We start from the raw sequence: 14,857 nt of genomic DNA on the forward strand, positions 1-14,857 counted from the left end.
CCGGGACGTATCGATGCGGGATTTCGCACAATGCACAAGGCTGGTCTCATTGAACTGCAGGCGGTGCTCGCGGTAGCGACACACCAGAGCTTCCGCCGTGCTGCGATAGCCGTGGGTATGTCGCCGTCGGCCCTCAGTCATGCCGTCGCCGCCCTGGAACAGCGCATGGGCGTGCGTCTTTTCAATCGCACGACGCGAAGCGTGTCCCTGTCCGAGGCGGGCGAACAGTTCGTCGCGCGTATCCGCCCGGCGCTCGGTGAGATCTCCGCGGCGATGGAAGCGGCCAACGCCTTCCGCGACAGTCCGACCGGCACCCTGCGCATCAACACGTCCGAGGGCGCGGCTTCGATGATTATCGAGCCGATGCTTTTCGAATATGTGCGCCGTTTTCCTGAGATGCGCCTGGACATCGTTACCGAGGACCGCCTTGTCGACATCGTGGCCGAGGGCTTCGACGCAGGCGTGCGGATTGCGGCAGACGTGCCGCAGGACATGGTCGGCGTGCGCTGCACGGGTCGCCTGCGCTTCATCGTGGCCGGCTCGCCGGCGTACTTCAAGGACCGACGCAAGCCGAAGGTGCCCGAGGATCTTCTGACACACACGTGTATTCGTAGCCGTCTTCCCAGCGGCACCTGGTACCGCTGGGAATTCGAGAAGCGGGGGCAGGAACGCCGCATTGACGTCGACGGACCGCTCGGGCTCGACAGCCACCACCTCATGGTCGCGGCGGCCCTGGACGGCATGGGCTTGATATGGACCAGTGAGTGGAACGTGGCGCCTTATATCGCTGACGGTCGCATGGTGCCCGTGCTCGAAGACTGGTCTCCGTACTTCGATGGCCTGAGCGTCTACTACCCTGCGCACCGACACATGTCGGCAGGACTTCGCGCCTTCATTGATCTGGTGCGAGAGCAGGCAGAAGCAGCCGCGCCTTAGAAGAAGGCGGCGGGGCTCAGTGCGAAGCGCTTCGCCAGAGCGCGGATGTGACCCGTCGTAAGTTCGCGTTTACCGGCAAGGATTTCAGAGACGACGCTTTGCGTGCCGATCTCGGGAAGCTGGCTTTGCGTCAATCCGTCTTGTTCCATGAGAAATCGAAGCAGATCGATGCCATGGACTTTGGCCTGAGGAAAATGTTGCTGGTCGTAGGCGTAAATCAGATCTGCCAGCACCATGTAGAGCGAATGTTGCGAGTGCTGGGACGCCATGGCGCCGGCGTCGACAAGTGCGTCCGTCAGGCCGACTACCTTGTCATAGTCGCGAGCGGTTTCGATGTGGCAAACCCCGGAAACCTTCTGGAATTCGTCCCACTGGGCGAAGATCGCCTCGAGTGATCGCTTTGTCCTCATTTCCAATGTCCTCGGTCGTACTGTACGTGCGTCAAAATTGCTCTGATATAACAGTGCTGGGCTTGATAATCGATGCGGCACACGAGCCGGTAGCGGTTCCCGCGAATGTCGAAAACATGCTTGTCGCCGACAATATCGGCAGAGCCGAAAGTCTGCTTCAGATCACTGAAGCCTTGATAGGAGCGGGATTCGACTAACTTTCTCCAGGACCGGAGCGGTTCCGCCGCGTCGGGGTGGAGCTGGCCAAAGTCGACCAGGCGGCGGTTGCTGATGACCCGCATGTAGCTCTTCCGTAAGCGGCGAAGGGGATATTATCGCAATATGCGATACTGTCAAATGTAGGCCTTGCCCATGGTGACTTGTCATCCGCCGCGGCCCGAAATCGATTGGGATTCGTTTGATGTGCCGCGCCTATCTGGTTGCCGTATCCCGCAAGTAGGTCACTTGCCAAATGACCAATGGTCATTTAAGTTATGACCACTGGTCATTTCGGAGCGACTCCATGGCATCGCAACAACGTTGGGCGCTGATTACCGGCGCATCGAGTGGTTTGGGGCGGGACTTCGCCCATGCGCTGGCCGAAAAGGGCAGTAACGTGGTCCTGGCAGCGCGCCGGGAGGAACCGATGGAGCGGCTCGCGGAAGAGCTGCGCTCGCGTCATGGCGTAAAGGCGAAGGTGGTGGCCCTCGATCTCTCGGCGGATGGTGCCGCTGCCTCGTTGAAGCTGCGCCTGGATGCAGACGGCATCGTGGTCGATACGCTGATCAACAATGCCGGGCATGGCATTACAGCGGAATTTCTGGATGCACCGGTTGATCGCATCAACGCGATGCTTCGGCTCAACGTCCTCGGCTTGACCGATCTGACGCATGTCTTCGCATCCGACATGGCGAAGCGCGGCGGGGGCAGTGTGATGCTCGTGGCCAGCGTAGCCGCCTTCCAGCCGTGCCCTCATTTCGCGGCGTACGCGGCCAGCAAGGCATATGTGTTGTCGCTCGGTGAGGCCCTGCACACCGAGCTGAAAGCGAAGAAGGTGGTCGTCACCGTGCTCTCGCCCGGCGTTACCGAGACCTCGTTCTTCGATGCCGCGGGTGAAGCACCCAATGCGGCCATGAAGCGGATGATGATGAAGTCGCGTCCCGTGGTCGACATCGGCCTTGCCGCCATGGCGGCGGGCAAGTCGGCGGTCGTGGCAGGCCGCGTCAATCGCGTGATGGCCTTCCTGTCGCGGTTGTTCTCCCGGCAGCAGCTCTCGCGCATCACCTATAGAATGGCCACGACCTGATGATGGATTGAGCGTGCATGGTTCGATACGCCCTGGCGGCAGAAGATAAGGAAGCGCGTCGCGACGCGATCCTGACCGCCGCACGCACGCTGTTCGTACGCGATCCGGAAAAGCTCCCGTCAGCTGCGGCCATCGCGACGGAGGCGGGGCTGGCGAAGGGCACCGTGTATCTGTACTTCGCGACGAAGGAGGAGATCTTCATGGATCTCCTGCACGTCGAGCGTGTGGCGATGATGGCGCGCATCCGCGCGGCATTCGCGCCCGACACTCGGACGGTCGACGAGAAGATATCCGCCTTCATCGCCGACTACGTCGCGCATGTCACCGCGCGGCCCGACATCTCGAAGCTCGAATCGCTCGGCTACAGCGTGCTGGAGCGGAACATCGAGCAGGATCGGTTGCGCGCATATAAGCAAGAGCTCGGGACCGCCCTCGTCGACGCCGGTACGGTCGTCGAGGCGGCGTTGGGGCTAGCGCCAGGCGAGGGTCCGCGCGTGCTCGTCCATAGTTATGCGCTGACGCAAGGGCTGTGGCAGGCGCTCGACATTCCACCTGATTGCCTGGAAATGATGGGCGATGCGGCGGTCGCATTTACCAGCCTGGATTTCACTGCTGAGCTGAAGGTATCGCTGGATCGTTACTGGCGCGGGCTGCGAAGCCAGGGCTGACACGGCGCGCCGGTTTATGCCATCGTCTGGCTACTCGACCGGGAAGGGCTCAGGGATGAAACCGTGGCATGTCGTATTGCTCGCGCTGGCCGTCGGCCTTGCGGGCTGCTCAAAAATGCAGGTCGCAGGTGCTCCTGCGGCGTTCGAGGGTGACACGTCGTCGAGCGGTGCGATGCTCGCCTACGAGCACACGCTGGACATCGATATCGATCGCGCAGCGATTTCCCCGCGCATCCAGGCTGTGCGCGCCGCGTGTGTTGGTGGTTCGTTCGGTCCGTGCAACGTTTTGGGGCTCAGCGAATCCGACCGTGGCGGGTCTCTCACTGTGCGCATTGCGCCGGACGGTGTCGCCCGCCTGACGGCGCTTGCAAGCGAAGGTGGGAAAGTTGCGTCAAGGCGCACGCGCGCCGAAGACATCGGGCGCGCCGTTCACGACACCCAGCACGATCGCGACGAGCTCGAAGCTTATGCCAAGCGGCTCGATGAGCTATCGGCAAGAAAGGATCTCTCGGTAAGCGACCTCATCGCGTTGAGTCGCGAGCAGGCCGGGGTGGCGGAGAGGCGTCGTGCGCTGGAAGCTACGTCCGCGACACAACAGAGCCGGCTGGACACCAACCTGCTGACGTTCGAGTTCCGTGACCGTGATTATGTCGGGAGCGGTGCACTCGGTGGACTTTGGGAAAACACGCTGCAGCAGACGAAGGAGGGTATCGGCGAGGCCATTCCCATGCTGGGTTACAGCCTTCCGTTCCTGGTGCTGGCCTTCCCCCTGGCGCTGCTGTGGTGGGGACTGTGGCGGCGGGTGACCCGGCGCTGGCATCGCGCACTGGATAACCGCTAAGGACGCATCGACGTCACTCCCAGCGATTCGCATTCGCGGGGAAATCGGGTCGCTGGACGCGCACGACGCAGAAGCGCTGCCCCGTCGGCGCCTGCATGACGATCCATCGTTCCAGCCGATCGACGACGGCCGCACCCAGTGCTTCCAGGCGACGAACTTCTGCCGGTATGTCATCGGTCTCGATGTCCAGATGCACTCGGCTCCCGTGACCGACTCGCTGGACCTGCACGATGGGCTCGCCGGGTGGCGTGGCCAGCATGCGGTAGTTATCGCGGGAGCCGGGATGATCGAGGTCGACGGGCCGACCCAGTGCATCGGCCCAGAAACTCGCAGCCCGGTCGACATCGTCGGTATAGCAGTCGATCAATAGCGCGCACAGCCTTGAGTGATGCATGGCGGTCTCCGATCAGGCGGCAGGTCCCGAATATATTCGTTTCGGGGCCGCCGCGCTTCAGGGGCCTGCGATGCGTCGCGCTGATCGGTAACGGAGATCAGCGATGAACATGCCGGGGATCGCGCCGAGACAACAGATCGGCGCGGTCATTGAGCCGAGGCCCCACGCTTTTGCAGCGTGGAAGCCGGCTTCGCGAAGGCCGGCCGGGACAAGCACCACGACCCCGAAGGCGGCGAGCATGCCGAGGTAAGCGCCGACGCGCCAGAGGGCCGGGCGGCTGGAAAGGCGGGCAGTCATCCTAAGTACCTCGCGTGAGAAGCGGCGGCCGTAGGTTACAGCTCCCTGCCACCCGAAAGCCATGCACGAATCTGCTCGTTCGCCATGCCGCGCCCCAGCTTGCCGTCCATGTATCGCCATGTCACGTCGTGGTGTTCCCGGTCCAGCGAGTCGATGCAGTCCTTCGCGAGGATCACGTCATAGTCTCTCTGGTAAGCATCGACGACCGTGGTTCGCACACACGAGTGCGTGTTGACGCCGGCGACGATGAGCTGGTCGCAGTTGAGTTGCGATAGCAGCTCGTCGAGGGTGGTTCCGAAGAACGCGCTGTAGCGCTTCTTCAGGATGAAGTGATCCGCCGTGTCGATGTCGAGTTCGGGCAGGAGCTCGGCGCCAGGCGTGCCTGAGATGACCACCTGGATCTGGCCTCTGCGCACCTCCAGCGACGCGTCGCTGAGATCGGCTGCGAACTCCTGGCGCACCCAGACGACGGGAATAGCGGCGTCACGTGCCATGGCAGTGAGGGCGTTGGTGTGCCCCGCGAGGGCTGGCCTGAGCAGGGACAGCCGCTGGTGACCGAAGAAGTCGGCCTGCATATCGATGACAAGGGCAACGGTCGTCACGATCACACCTCGGCGGCGGGTGGGTCATGCTGACCAATGTACCGCGTCGGACGGGCCAGGTTCATGACGGCCTTTATGCAGCGAAACCCGGGGTCGTTCGCAAGATTTCATGATGCCCCGGAATCCCGCGTAGGATGAGGTTTCTACTCCACCATTGAGGCCTGACATGGCATTTCGTGTCCTGATCATCGGCGGCACCGGGCAGGTCGGCGCTGCCGTGGTTCGCGCCGTGCTCGCCGAGCCGTCCTGCATCGAACTTGTCATGGTCAACCGCCGGGAGGTGGACCTGGCCAGGGATCCCCGTCTTCGTCAGGTCGTTCTCGACACGGCAGCGGCCGGATTTTCGGCCGGCGTTGCCACGCTCGCCCGGGCCATGGTTGCGCAGGGCGGTCCGGTTTACGCTGTCTCGTGCGTTGGTGTCGGGGCAGGCAGCTTGAAGTGGAGCGAGGACGAGCTGAAGGCCCTGGAAGTCGGGATCGTCGGTGCCTTTGCGCGAGGCTGTCATGCCGGGGGCATCACCCACTTTTCCCTGCTCTCCGCTGTGGGAAGCACGCCGAAAAGCCGGTTCCGCTATGTGCGCGTCATGGGGCTGAAGGAGCAGGCTATCGAAGGCATCGGCTTCCAACGCCTTGCGATTTTTCGTCCTGGCATTATTGCTGGCAACGTTCATACGCCGGGGTACGTGGCGTGGCTCGGGCGTCTGATTCCGGGGCGGTTTGGCGTTGTCGAGCAGGACGATATCGGGCGGGCCTTCGTCGCTGAATTTGTCGCAAATGCGTCGGCGAGCGGCGTTGTGTACTTGGAAAACGATGCCATGAAACGGGCATCCAGCATGCTCACCCGAGGCAATCAATCCACCAGTTCGATACCCAGGCCGTAGAGAAGCCCGGCGGCCTCGGTGCGCGTGAAACGCGCGCCCTTGACCTGGTTTTCCCGGATGTCCATGACGTAGTTGGTGGCTTCGCTGAAGTCCGTGCCCTGCAGCTTCGTGCCTCCGAACAGGCTCTCGGCGAAGTCGGAGTAGGTGAAGTTCGAGCGTGCGAAGTCGCCTTGCCTGAAGTCGACGTTCCGGACCTTGCACTCTTCCAGGACCAGCTCCTGGAGATTCAGTCCGAAGAACGAGGTGTAGTTCACGATGGACTTGCGGAAGGCCAGTTTGGCGGGCGCCGCGTACCGTGGCCAGTCTGCGCGAGTCCAGTCGACCCCGATCACCTTGCACTCGTCGAACGTCACTGCCTGGAACTTGCTGGCCGTGAGCTTGACGTTACTCAGGTCGCACGCACGGAAGGTGCACTCGATGAACTTGCAGTGGTCGAACGCCGCGTCACTGAAGGAGCACTGGGTAAAGGTGCATTCTTCGAACGTCTTCGAGGCCAGGGTGCCCTCGGCATAGTCCAGGCCCTGGAAGGTCTTGAGGTAGAACTCCTTATCATCACCGATCAGGTCGCTCATCGTTCCAGGCTCGTCGAGGGGGCAGGACATTGTCCGGCCTCGCGCTGGCGCACTCAACCTTGGGACACGTGCTTGTCTATACTCGTGCGCAAGGGGCGAGATCGGAGAGCCTCCAGGCGACAAGGGGAGGGGGCATGCATTCACTACTGATAGCGGTATTCGCACTTGCTACGCCACACGCGATGCCGGTCGACGCTTGCGCTGCGTCGGTGCCGGATGCCCTGAGGCAGGCGTTGGAGCGACAGTTTCGCGATGTGAGATTGCCCCTGGAGACCGATTCGCCGCTGGAAGATCGTAAGGCTGTGGTGGCCAGCGGACGGGCCTGCCTTCTGATTGCCAGCGCTGACTTCAATGGTGACGGCAGGAACGACCTGGTGCTGCTGCTCCCCAGGAAGGCGTCGCCGGGCTACCGCCTCGTCGTGGCACTGGACTCACCGTCCGGCTTCAGGGTGACCAGCCTTCAATCATCGGCTACGCCGATGACGAACATGTTTCTCGATGCCGCACCGGCTGGCACGTACTCCCACACTGAAGCGTATGAATTGCGACCGTCACCGGGCGCGGCGGAACGAATCGTCAGCGCGCAGGCAGGCTTCTGGTTCGGTGGGCTCGGGGCAGCTGCCGACGTGTATTTCCTGAAGCAGGGCCGGTGGCTGCACGTGCATGCTGTGGATTAAATGTGGGGAACATGATGACGAACGGGTTGGCGATCACTTTTCTGTTTTTTTGTACGCTCTTGGTCACGTACGCTGCGCTGAGGAATTCGCGCACCGAAAGCCAGAATGCGGCGTTGTTCAAGGCAACCGGAGAACTGAGGTCGCCGAGATGGTTGGTCGTCTTGTTTTTCTCGATGGCTTCGTTCGCGACGCTAATGGCGTTCGCGATCGGCCTTCATAGGGAGCGGGATCAGACCTGGCCGATGGCGCTCTTTGGGTTGGCGGGCATGGTGTTCTTTTTGATTCGCTCGTTCTTCGCTCTTCACCTTGAACCGTCAGGAGTCCGTTTTGGTTGGCGATGCCGACGTTACATCGCCTATGCAGACATAGGTGAGTTGGTGAGATGGTTCGATGGCAAGGAAGCGGTGTTTACGATCGTGCTTCGATCGGGTGCCCGGCATCGGATCGGCAGCGATATTCCGTGCGAGAAGCTGTTCATTGAGGAGCTGGAGCGGCGGTCTGGCTGTGCCGTTACCTACCGGCGGCCGGGGCAGCGAGCCGACAAGCACGCATTGCGTTCACCGGCGGAAGTCGCAACCATAGCGGCCGCCGTGGAGGCTGACCCCACCGGGGAGCGGACACGGGACGTATGAAGTCAAACGTCGCTAACCGGTATGACGAAATGCTTCAACACGAAGAAGCTGGACGAACTGAGGAGCCCATGAGCGCCGCTGGCGGATCTATCTCCGCTACTGGGCGAGTATTGGCCGGAAGCGCAGTGGCACTGCTACGCTTCGGCATCAAGCGGCTTTTGTGGAGAGGGTCCGTTGAAAACGATCGGGATGCTCGGCGGCATGTCCGCCGCCTCCACGCAAATCTATTACCGGCAATTGTGCCGGCTCACGAGCGAGCGGCTCGGCGGCCTTCATTCGCCGGAGCTGCTCATCCGCTCGCTTGACTTTGCGGGTATCGAAGTCCTCCAGGCCGCGGGAAACTGGGATAAAGCTGGCGACATCCTCAATGCGGAGGCGATGGCGCTCGAGCGCGGGGGTGCCGGATTCCTGATCCTGGCCACGAACACGATGCATAAGCTGGCGGACCGGATGATGCGGGGTGTCTCGATCCCCCTGCTGCACATCGCCGACGCCACGGCGGCAGCGGTACGGAAGAGGGAACGACGTCGGCCCGGACTGATCGCGACCGCTTTCACCATGGAGCAGTCGTTCTATCTTGACCGCCTGGTGGCGGCGGGACTCGATCCCATTGTTCCCGAGGCTGCCGATCGTGCCGATGTGCACCGGATCATTTACGAAGAGCTTTGCCGCGGTGTCACGACGCGCGAGAGCGAGGCTCGCTTCATTGCCATCGCCGCCCGGCTCGTCGAGCGGGGTGCGGACAGCGTGATTCTGGGATGCACCGAGGTGGGTATGCTGCTCAATCAGGAAAACGTATCCGTGCCTGTGTTCGACACGACCCTGATCCATTGCGAGGCCGCTTTGGATTTCGCTGGAGTATCCAATGACTAAAGTAAAAGTTGCAGGTTTCGGCGTCTCGCTGGACGGGCTCGCTGCGGGAGCATCCCAGAGTTTAGAGAACCCGCTTGGCCTGCGCGGGCCCGAACTTTTTCAGTGGTTTTTCCCAACGCGGACGTTTCGCCAGATGCAGGGAAAAGAGGATGGCGAAACCGGGCTCGACGACACGTTCGCCCGACGCGCGATGGGAGGTTTCGGTGCCTTCATCCTCGGGCGAAACATGTTCGGTCCCATTCGTGGCGAGTGGCCGGACGAGGAATGGAAAGGCTGGTGGGGTGACAATCCGCCTTATCACGCGCCGACGTTCATACTGACGCATTACCCGCGTCCCTCCATCGAGATGCTGGGCGGGACGACGTTTCACTTTGTCACCGAAGGGATCGAGGTCGCATTGCAAAGGGCGCGCGAGGCGGCAGGCGCGAAGGACATCAAGATCGGTGGTGGCACGGAGACGGTGAGGCAATATATCCAGGTCGGTCACGTGGATGAGATTCACCTCGCTTTAGCTCCCGTGGTGCTTGGCCAGGGGGAGGCGCTGTTCAGTGGCCTTGACCTGCACGCTCTGGGTTACCGGACCGTCGAACATGTTCCGACGGAACGAGCTACGCATATCGTGCTCGCGAAATAGCGTGCGCCGTCGAAAGGGCTCTGAACTCTAAAGCGCCGATAGCGTCCAAGTGACTTGCCTCGCCGAGCCTCGAAAATGCTTTCGGTTTGTATTCCTAAACGCAAGCTTGTGCGTTTCAGCCATGACCAGGGTTTCGAATCCGACATTGTCAGTAATGGTGAAGTGCACATGGAAGACCTGAACATCGCGGAGATCCTGTCCGAAGACGGCCGCGTGCGCTTTAGATATGCGCGCTACCTGTCGGAGGACGGAACCCGATGGATTCGCCACGGCCGCTTCGAGGCCTATCACGTCAATGGTGCTGTCGCGTCAGAAGGTATGTTCGTCCACGGGGTGGAGCAGGGCGACTGGCGGGACTATTACCCGAATGGGCAGCTTGCGGCACAGGGCGCGTATCAGGAAGGGGAAGAGATCGGAGATTGGCAGTTCTTCGATCAGAACGGGGCTGCCTCGGACGATGCCGGAGAGCCGTCATAGCGCCAAACGTGGACCAGGCACCGCTTCTTTAACCCCAGAAACAACAAAGCCCCGCATCGCTGCGAGGCTTCGTCTATAATTGGTGCCCAAGAGAGGACTCGAACCTCCACGGTTTTACCCGCTAGTACCTGAAACTAGTGCGTCTACCAATTCCGCCACCTGGGCAGGTGTCCCGAAGCATCGCTGCCCCGTGAGCCGCGTAGATTAGGTAGGTCCGGGAAACTTGTCAACGATTTTGCACACAGGATGTGAAACTATTTCGCATCCACCTTCAAAGGTCCTTACGTGACGAAGAAAAACTCAGGTTCGGGAGCCGATCGCGGTCCCCGTAAACCCAAGGCCAGCCGCCCCGGCAAGGCGCTGGACAAGAATCGCTCGTCGGCAGCCGCCGTCGTCGATCCCCACGCCGACCGGGAAGCTGCGCTTTACGACCAGCCGATCCCCAGCCGCGAAGCCATCCTCGCGCTGCTGGACGACCGCGGCGAGCTGCTTTCGGAAGAGAGCATCGCCCACGCCCTGCGTCTGTTCACCGACTACGAGATCAACGCCCTCGGCAAGCGCCTGGGCGCGATGGTCCGCGACGGCCAGCTCCTGCGGAACCGCAAGGGCGACTACGCCCCGGCCCAGAAGCTCAGCCTGATCCCGGGCCGCGTCATCGCCAATGCCGAAGGCTACGGCTTCCTGCGCCCGGACGAGAGTGGGGAAGAAGATCTCTACCTGTCGCCCGCGCAGATGCGCAGCGTGCTGCACGGCGACCGCGTGCTCGCCAGCGTGGTCGGTATCGACCGCCGTGGTCGCCGACAGGGCGCCATCGTGGAAGTGCTCGAGCGCCGTTCGCCGCGCCTGGTTGGGCGCGTCGTCATTGAAAACGGCGTGACCCTGGTCGAGCCGGATGATCGCCGCCTGCACCAGAACATCATGATTCCCGCGGGTCGCGAGTCCGGTGCCAACTCCGGTGAGATCGTGGTCGTCGAGATCACCGATCCGCCGACCCCGCACCGCGGTCCGATGGGCACGATCCGCGCCGTGCTCGGCCAGCGGCTGCAGCCGTCCCTGGTCGTCGAAATGGCGATCGCCAGCCACGACCTGCCGCATGAGTTCCCGGCGCAGGTCGTCCGCCAGGCCGAGGAAGTCGAGCCGAAGGTCACCTCCGAAGAGCGCAAGGGTCGCGTCGATCTGCGCAAGCTGCCGCTGGTCACCATCGATGGCGACGACGCTCGCGACTTCGACGATGCCGTCTATGCCGAGCCGCTGAAGGATGGCGGCTTCCGCCTCGTCGTCGCCATCGCCGACGTCTCGCACTACGTGCCGGTCGGTACGCCGCTGGACGTGGAAGGCTACAACCGCAGCACCTCGACATACTTCCCCGGCTTCGTCGTTCCGATGCTCCCGGAGACCCTTTCGAACGGTATCTGCTCGCTCATGCCCAAGGTGGAACGCCTGTGCATGGTCTGCGACATGGAGATCGACGAAGAAGGCGAGGTCAAACGCTCGAAGTTCTACGACGCGGTGATGTTCTCGCACGCACGCCTGACCTATAACAAGGTTTGGCAGGCCGTGGGCGAGCGCAATGCCGATGTTCGCCAGGAAATCTCCGATGTGCTCCCGCACATCGAAGCCCTGCATCGCCTGTACAAGGTGATGGCCAAGGCGCGTAAGCGTCGCGGCGCGATCGACTTCGAAACGCCGGAAGTGAAATTCCGCATCGGTCCGGCGGGTGATGTCGAATCGATGGGTGCGTCGGATCGCAACGACGCGCACAAGATGATCGAAGAATGCATGATCGCCGCGAACGTGCAGGCGGCGCGCTACCTCACCAAGCGCAAGATTCCCGCGCTGTACCGCGTGCATGCGCCGCCGCCGGCCGAAAAATACGAAGACCTCCTGCGTTTCCTCAAGGAGTTCAAGCTGAAGATGCCACCGGCGGGCGAAGTCACGCCTGCGGATTTCTCGGCTTTGCTCAAGCGCGTGCACGACCGTCCCGAGGCCGAGCTCATCCAGTCGGTGCTGCTGCGTTCGCAGAGCATGGCGATCTACCATCCGGAGAACCAGGGTCACTTCGGCCTGGCGCTGGACGCGTATGCGCACTTCACCTCGCCGATCCGTCGCTATCCCGACCTGCTCGTGCATCGCGCCATTCGCTTTGCGCTGACCAAGGGCAAGCCGGCCGATTACGTCTACAGCGAAACGCAGATGGCGGCCATGGCCGTGCATTGTTCGCAGCGTGAGCGTCGTGCCGAAGAGGCCGAGCGCGACGTGGACGAGCGCTTCAAGTGCGCCTGGATGGAGAAGCACGTTGGTGAGGAATTCGCCGGCACCATCACCGGCGTCACGTCGTTCGGTCTGTTCGTCGAGCTATCGGCGTCGCGCGTGTCGGGTCTGGTGCACGTGTCGCAGCTGCCGAACGACTATTACAAGTTCGATCCGATCCGTCACCTGCTCACCGGTGAGCGCACGGGTTCCACGTATCGCCTCGGCGACTACGTGAGTGTGCAGGTGCTCCGCGCCAGCCTGGAAGACCGCAAGATCGACTTCCGTCTGGTTGCGCGTCTGGCCCAGTTACCGAAGCCGGCACCGAAGGTCGCAGTCGCTGCCCCGGTTGCGCCGAGCTCAGGCATGGCCAAGGCTGGCAAGGCCATCGGCCGTGCGGCGAAGAAGGCCATGGACAGCCTCTTCGGCAAGAAGAAGACCAAGGCACCTGTCGCGGTCGAAGCGCCTTCCGCGCATCCTCCGGCCCCCGCGCCGGCATCGCGTCGTCGTGCCGCCGAGCCTGCAGCGAGCGAGCAGAACTCGTCGAGGCCGCCGCGTCGTCGTTCTTCGGCACAGGGCTCGACCCAGGAGCAGTCCGCTCGCGGCGGCCGGTCGGGCCGCGGCGAATCATCGGGCCGTGGCGAACAGTCCGCACGCGGTGAACAGTCCGCGGGACGGTCCGCCACCAAGAAAACCGCGGCGAAGAAGACCGCCGTGACGAAGCAGTCGACCCGGCAGGCGCCGGTCGCCACTTCGGAAACACCGGCACCGGCCAAGAAATCGGCCCGGCGTCGGTCGCGTAAACCCAGGAGCAAGCCAGAAGCATGAGTGAGTCATGGATCGTAGGAATCAATCCGGTCGAAGCGGCTCTCACCAACGACCCCGATCGCGTCCGCAAGGTTCTGGTCGAGCAGAAGTCGAAGAATGAGCGTGTAAACGAAATCGTCTCGATGGCGCGCAAGCTTGGCCTCGTGCTGGAGCAGGTGAGCAAAGAGCAGCTGGAGAAGCTCGGTGGCGAAGCGCGCCATCAGGGCGTCATCGCTCTCTATCAGACGCCGCCGTTGCGCGACGAGACCCATTTGCTGCCGCTGCTTGAAGCGGCGGGTGCGAACGCCTTCGTGTTGGTGCTCGATGGCGTGACCGATCCGCACAACCTGGGTGCGTGCCTGCGCAGCGCGGCGGCGGCGAACGTCACCGCGGTCATCGTGCCGAAGGATCGCGCGGTCGGCATCACGCCGACCGTTCGTCGCGCCTCGGCCGGCGGCGCGGACAGGGTGCCGCTGATCGCAGTGACCAATCTGGCGCGTGCCCTGGGCATACTCAAGGATGCCGGCGTGTGGATCACCGGTCTGGCCGGCGACACCGACAAGTCGATCTACGACCTCGACCTGAAGGGGCCTACCGCCCTGGTCATGGGTAGCGAAGGCGATGGCATGCGTCGTCTCACCCGCGAAAATTGCGACTTCCTGGCGAAGATCCCGATGCCCGGTGACATGGAGAGCCTCAATGTCTCCGTCGCCACCGGCGTCGTTCTGTTCGAGGCACTGAGGCAGCGAGGAGCAAAGCGATGAGCAGCATGGTGTGGCATGACTGGACCGGTCTGGTCGGCGTGGCGCTGGTGTTGATCGCGTTCTTCCTGCTTCAGGCACACAAGCTGTCGGGGCAAGGCTATACGTACCAGGTGATGAACCTGGTCGGTGCTTTCGGCATCCTGCTGTCGCTGATCTTCGGCATGTTCAACCTCCCTGCCTTCCTGCAGGAGATGGCCTGGTTCCTGATCAGCGTCTACGGCATCGTCCGTGGCGTGCGGGCACGGAAGGCCGCGGTGATCACGCCCGACAGCCTGCCCTGAAGAGCGGCGGGTCAGCGGGGGGTTACACACCCTCCGTATAATGGGGGCAGATCGGCGCAAAGCCGGTCTGCCCGTGGGGACGACCCCATGACGCGCAGTATCTCCGCGGGGACGACCCCGCTTCTGCGGAGCCACACCATGTATTGGTTCGTGCTTGTTCTGGCAGGTCTCTTCGAGATCGCCTGGGCCGTTGGCCTGAAATACACCGAGGGCTTTACGAAGCTCATTCCCAGCGTTCTTACGGGCACCGCCATGCTGATCAGCATCGTGCTGCTGGCGTATGCGACGAAGAAGTTGCCCTTGGGTACCGCTTATGCGGTATGGACCGGCATCGGCGCGGTCGGTGCGGTGACGCTCGGCATCATCCTGTTCGGCGAGTCCGCGCAGCCGTTGCGGCTGCTTTGCGTCGGGTTGATCGTGGTCGGGATTCTTGGGTTGAAGCTGACGGCTTGATCCGGGCAAGAGCATCGCCGATGAATCGGCTCCCACATTTGAATCGGCTCCCACATTTCTGCTGTTTGTGGGAGCCGCTTCAGCGGCGATGGGTGCTCGCGACACCCTTAGACTACTTACGGCC

At 62.5% G+C, this 14,857-nt stretch carries 20 protein-coding genes and 1 tRNA gene; 14 read left to right on the top strand and 7 right to left on the bottom strand.

Features of this window, described 5'->3' with window-relative positions; genetic code table 11:
* Positions 1-30 precede the first annotated feature (30 nt).
* Positions 31-936, top strand: a complete 906-nt coding sequence (locus tag HB634_RS07035; RefSeq protein WP_213948081.1) for a LysR family transcriptional regulator — start codon at positions 31-33, stop codon at positions 934-936.
* Here HB634_RS07035 and HB634_RS07040 read toward each other — a convergent pair.
* Both HB634_RS07040 and HB634_RS07045 read right to left on the bottom strand, forming a co-directional pair.
* The gene (locus tag HB634_RS07040) at positions 933-1,346 is read right to left on the bottom strand and encodes a helix-turn-helix domain-containing protein (protein ID WP_063570858.1); all 414 of its coding nucleotides are present in this window, start codon (positions 1,344-1,346) and stop codon (positions 933-935) included. The two genes, HB634_RS07035 and HB634_RS07040, sit on opposite strands and share 4 nt — an antisense overlap.
* Entirely contained in the window at positions 1,343-1,627 is a 285-nt protein-coding gene (locus HB634_RS07045; protein ID WP_213948082.1) for a type II toxin-antitoxin system HigB family toxin, read from the bottom strand. The genes HB634_RS07040 and HB634_RS07045 overlap by 4 nt, the downstream gene beginning before the upstream one ends.
* Before the next feature lie 221 nt (positions 1,628-1,848).
* On the opposite strand from HB634_RS07045, the gene HB634_RS07050 reads away from it, so the two are divergent.
* Genes HB634_RS07050 through HB634_RS07060 form a run of 3 tightly spaced genes read left to right on the top strand, consistent with a single transcriptional unit; the run spans position 1,849 to position 4,140 of the window.
* A complete protein-coding gene (locus HB634_RS07050; protein WP_213948083.1) occupies positions 1,849-2,631 on the top strand; it encodes an SDR family oxidoreductase in 783 nt (260 codons plus the stop codon).
* 17 nt (positions 2,632-2,648) lie between these two features.
* A complete protein-coding gene (locus tag HB634_RS07055; RefSeq protein WP_213948084.1) occupies positions 2,649-3,299 on the top strand; it encodes a TetR family transcriptional regulator in 651 nt (216 codons plus the stop codon).
* A gap of 55 nt (positions 3,300-3,354) precedes the next feature.
* The gene (locus HB634_RS07060; RefSeq protein WP_255548416.1) at positions 3,355-4,140 is read left to right on the top strand and encodes a DUF4349 domain-containing protein; all 786 of its coding nucleotides are present in this window, start codon (positions 3,355-3,357) and stop codon (positions 4,138-4,140) included.
* A gap of 13 nt (positions 4,141-4,153) precedes the next feature.
* On the opposite strand, the gene HB634_RS07065 is transcribed toward HB634_RS07060, so the two are convergent.
* Genes HB634_RS07065 through HB634_RS07075 form a run of 3 tightly spaced genes read right to left on the bottom strand, consistent with a single transcriptional unit; the run spans position 4,154 to position 5,433 of the window.
* Positions 4,154-4,534: a VOC family protein gene (locus tag HB634_RS07065; protein WP_063570862.1), complete on the bottom strand. Its 381-nt coding sequence runs from the start codon at positions 4,532-4,534 to the stop codon at positions 4,154-4,156.
* 57 nt (positions 4,535-4,591) lie between these two features.
* The gene (locus HB634_RS07070; protein WP_213948085.1) at positions 4,592-4,831 is read right to left on the bottom strand and encodes a hypothetical protein; all 240 of its coding nucleotides are present in this window, start codon (positions 4,829-4,831) and stop codon (positions 4,592-4,594) included.
* A gap of 35 nt (positions 4,832-4,866) precedes the next feature.
* Entirely contained in the window at positions 4,867-5,433 is a 567-nt protein-coding gene (locus HB634_RS07075) for an isochorismatase family cysteine hydrolase (protein WP_213948086.1), read from the bottom strand.
* A gap of 217 nt (positions 5,434-5,650) precedes the next feature.
* Here HB634_RS07075 and HB634_RS07080 point away from each other — a divergent pair, with 217 nt between their 5' ends.
* Entirely contained in the window at positions 5,651-6,313 is a 663-nt protein-coding gene (locus HB634_RS07080) for a hypothetical protein (RefSeq protein WP_213948087.1), read from the top strand.
* On the opposite strand, the gene HB634_RS07085 is transcribed toward HB634_RS07080, so the two are convergent.
* Entirely contained in the window at positions 6,283-6,885 is a 603-nt protein-coding gene (locus HB634_RS07085; protein ID WP_213948088.1) for a pentapeptide repeat-containing protein, read from the bottom strand. The genes HB634_RS07080 and HB634_RS07085 overlap by 31 nt on opposite strands.
* A 134-nt stretch (positions 6,886-7,019) precedes the next feature.
* On the opposite strand from HB634_RS07085, the gene HB634_RS07090 reads away from it, so the two are divergent.
* From HB634_RS07090 to HB634_RS07110, 5 genes are all read left to right on the top strand, one after another.
* Complete coding sequence (locus HB634_RS07090; protein WP_213948089.1) at positions 7,020-7,562, top strand: hypothetical protein; 543 nt, start codon at positions 7,020-7,022, stop codon at positions 7,560-7,562.
* Positions 7,563-7,573: 11 nt separating this feature from the next.
* Positions 7,574-8,194 carry a hypothetical protein gene (locus HB634_RS07095; protein ID WP_213948090.1) on the top strand — a complete coding sequence of 207 codons (621 nt, stop codon included), beginning with the start codon at positions 7,574-7,576 and terminating at the stop codon, positions 8,192-8,194.
* Between the two features lie 174 nt (positions 8,195-8,368).
* Positions 8,369-9,067, top strand: coding sequence for an aspartate/glutamate racemase family protein (locus tag HB634_RS07100; protein ID WP_213948091.1), 699 nt, complete (start codon positions 8,369-8,371; stop codon positions 9,065-9,067).
* The gene (locus HB634_RS07105) at positions 9,060-9,701 is read left to right on the top strand and encodes a dihydrofolate reductase family protein (RefSeq protein ID WP_213948092.1); all 642 of its coding nucleotides are present in this window, start codon (positions 9,060-9,062) and stop codon (positions 9,699-9,701) included. The genes HB634_RS07100 and HB634_RS07105 overlap by 8 nt, the downstream gene beginning before the upstream one ends.
* 168 nt (positions 9,702-9,869) lie before the next feature.
* Entirely contained in the window at positions 9,870-10,178 is a 309-nt protein-coding gene (locus HB634_RS07110) for a hypothetical protein (protein ID WP_213948093.1), read from the top strand.
* A gap of 80 nt (positions 10,179-10,258) precedes the next feature.
* On the opposite strand, the gene HB634_RS07115 is transcribed toward HB634_RS07110, so the two are convergent.
* Positions 10,259-10,343 (bottom strand) — tRNA-Leu (locus HB634_RS07115).
* Positions 10,344-10,463: 120 nt separating this feature from the next.
* Here HB634_RS07115 and rnr point away from each other — a divergent pair.
* From rnr to sugE, 4 genes are all read left to right on the top strand, one after another.
* Positions 10,464-13,256, top strand: a complete 2,793-nt coding sequence (gene rnr / locus HB634_RS07120) for a ribonuclease R (RefSeq protein ID WP_063571073.1) — start codon at positions 10,464-10,466, stop codon at positions 13,254-13,256.
* The gene (rlmB, locus tag HB634_RS07125; RefSeq protein WP_213948094.1) at positions 13,253-13,999 is read left to right on the top strand and encodes a 23S rRNA (guanosine(2251)-2'-O)-methyltransferase RlmB; all 747 of its coding nucleotides are present in this window, start codon (positions 13,253-13,255) and stop codon (positions 13,997-13,999) included. The genes rnr and rlmB overlap by 4 nt, the downstream gene beginning before the upstream one ends.
* Complete coding sequence (locus tag HB634_RS07130) at positions 13,996-14,280, top strand: hypothetical protein (protein ID WP_213948095.1); 285 nt, start codon at positions 13,996-13,998, stop codon at positions 14,278-14,280. Before rlmB ends, HB634_RS07130 begins: the two co-directional genes overlap by 4 nt.
* A 138-nt stretch (positions 14,281-14,418) precedes the next feature.
* Entirely contained in the window at positions 14,419-14,733 is a 315-nt protein-coding gene (gene sugE / locus HB634_RS07135; RefSeq protein ID WP_063571070.1) for a quaternary ammonium compound efflux SMR transporter SugE, read from the top strand.
* Positions 14,734-14,857 lie beyond the last annotated feature (124 nt).

Origin of the sequence: Luteibacter sp. dw_328 (assembly GCF_018449605.1) — a bacterium.
Lineage (GTDB): Bacteria > Pseudomonadota > Gammaproteobacteria > Xanthomonadales > Rhodanobacteraceae > Luteibacter.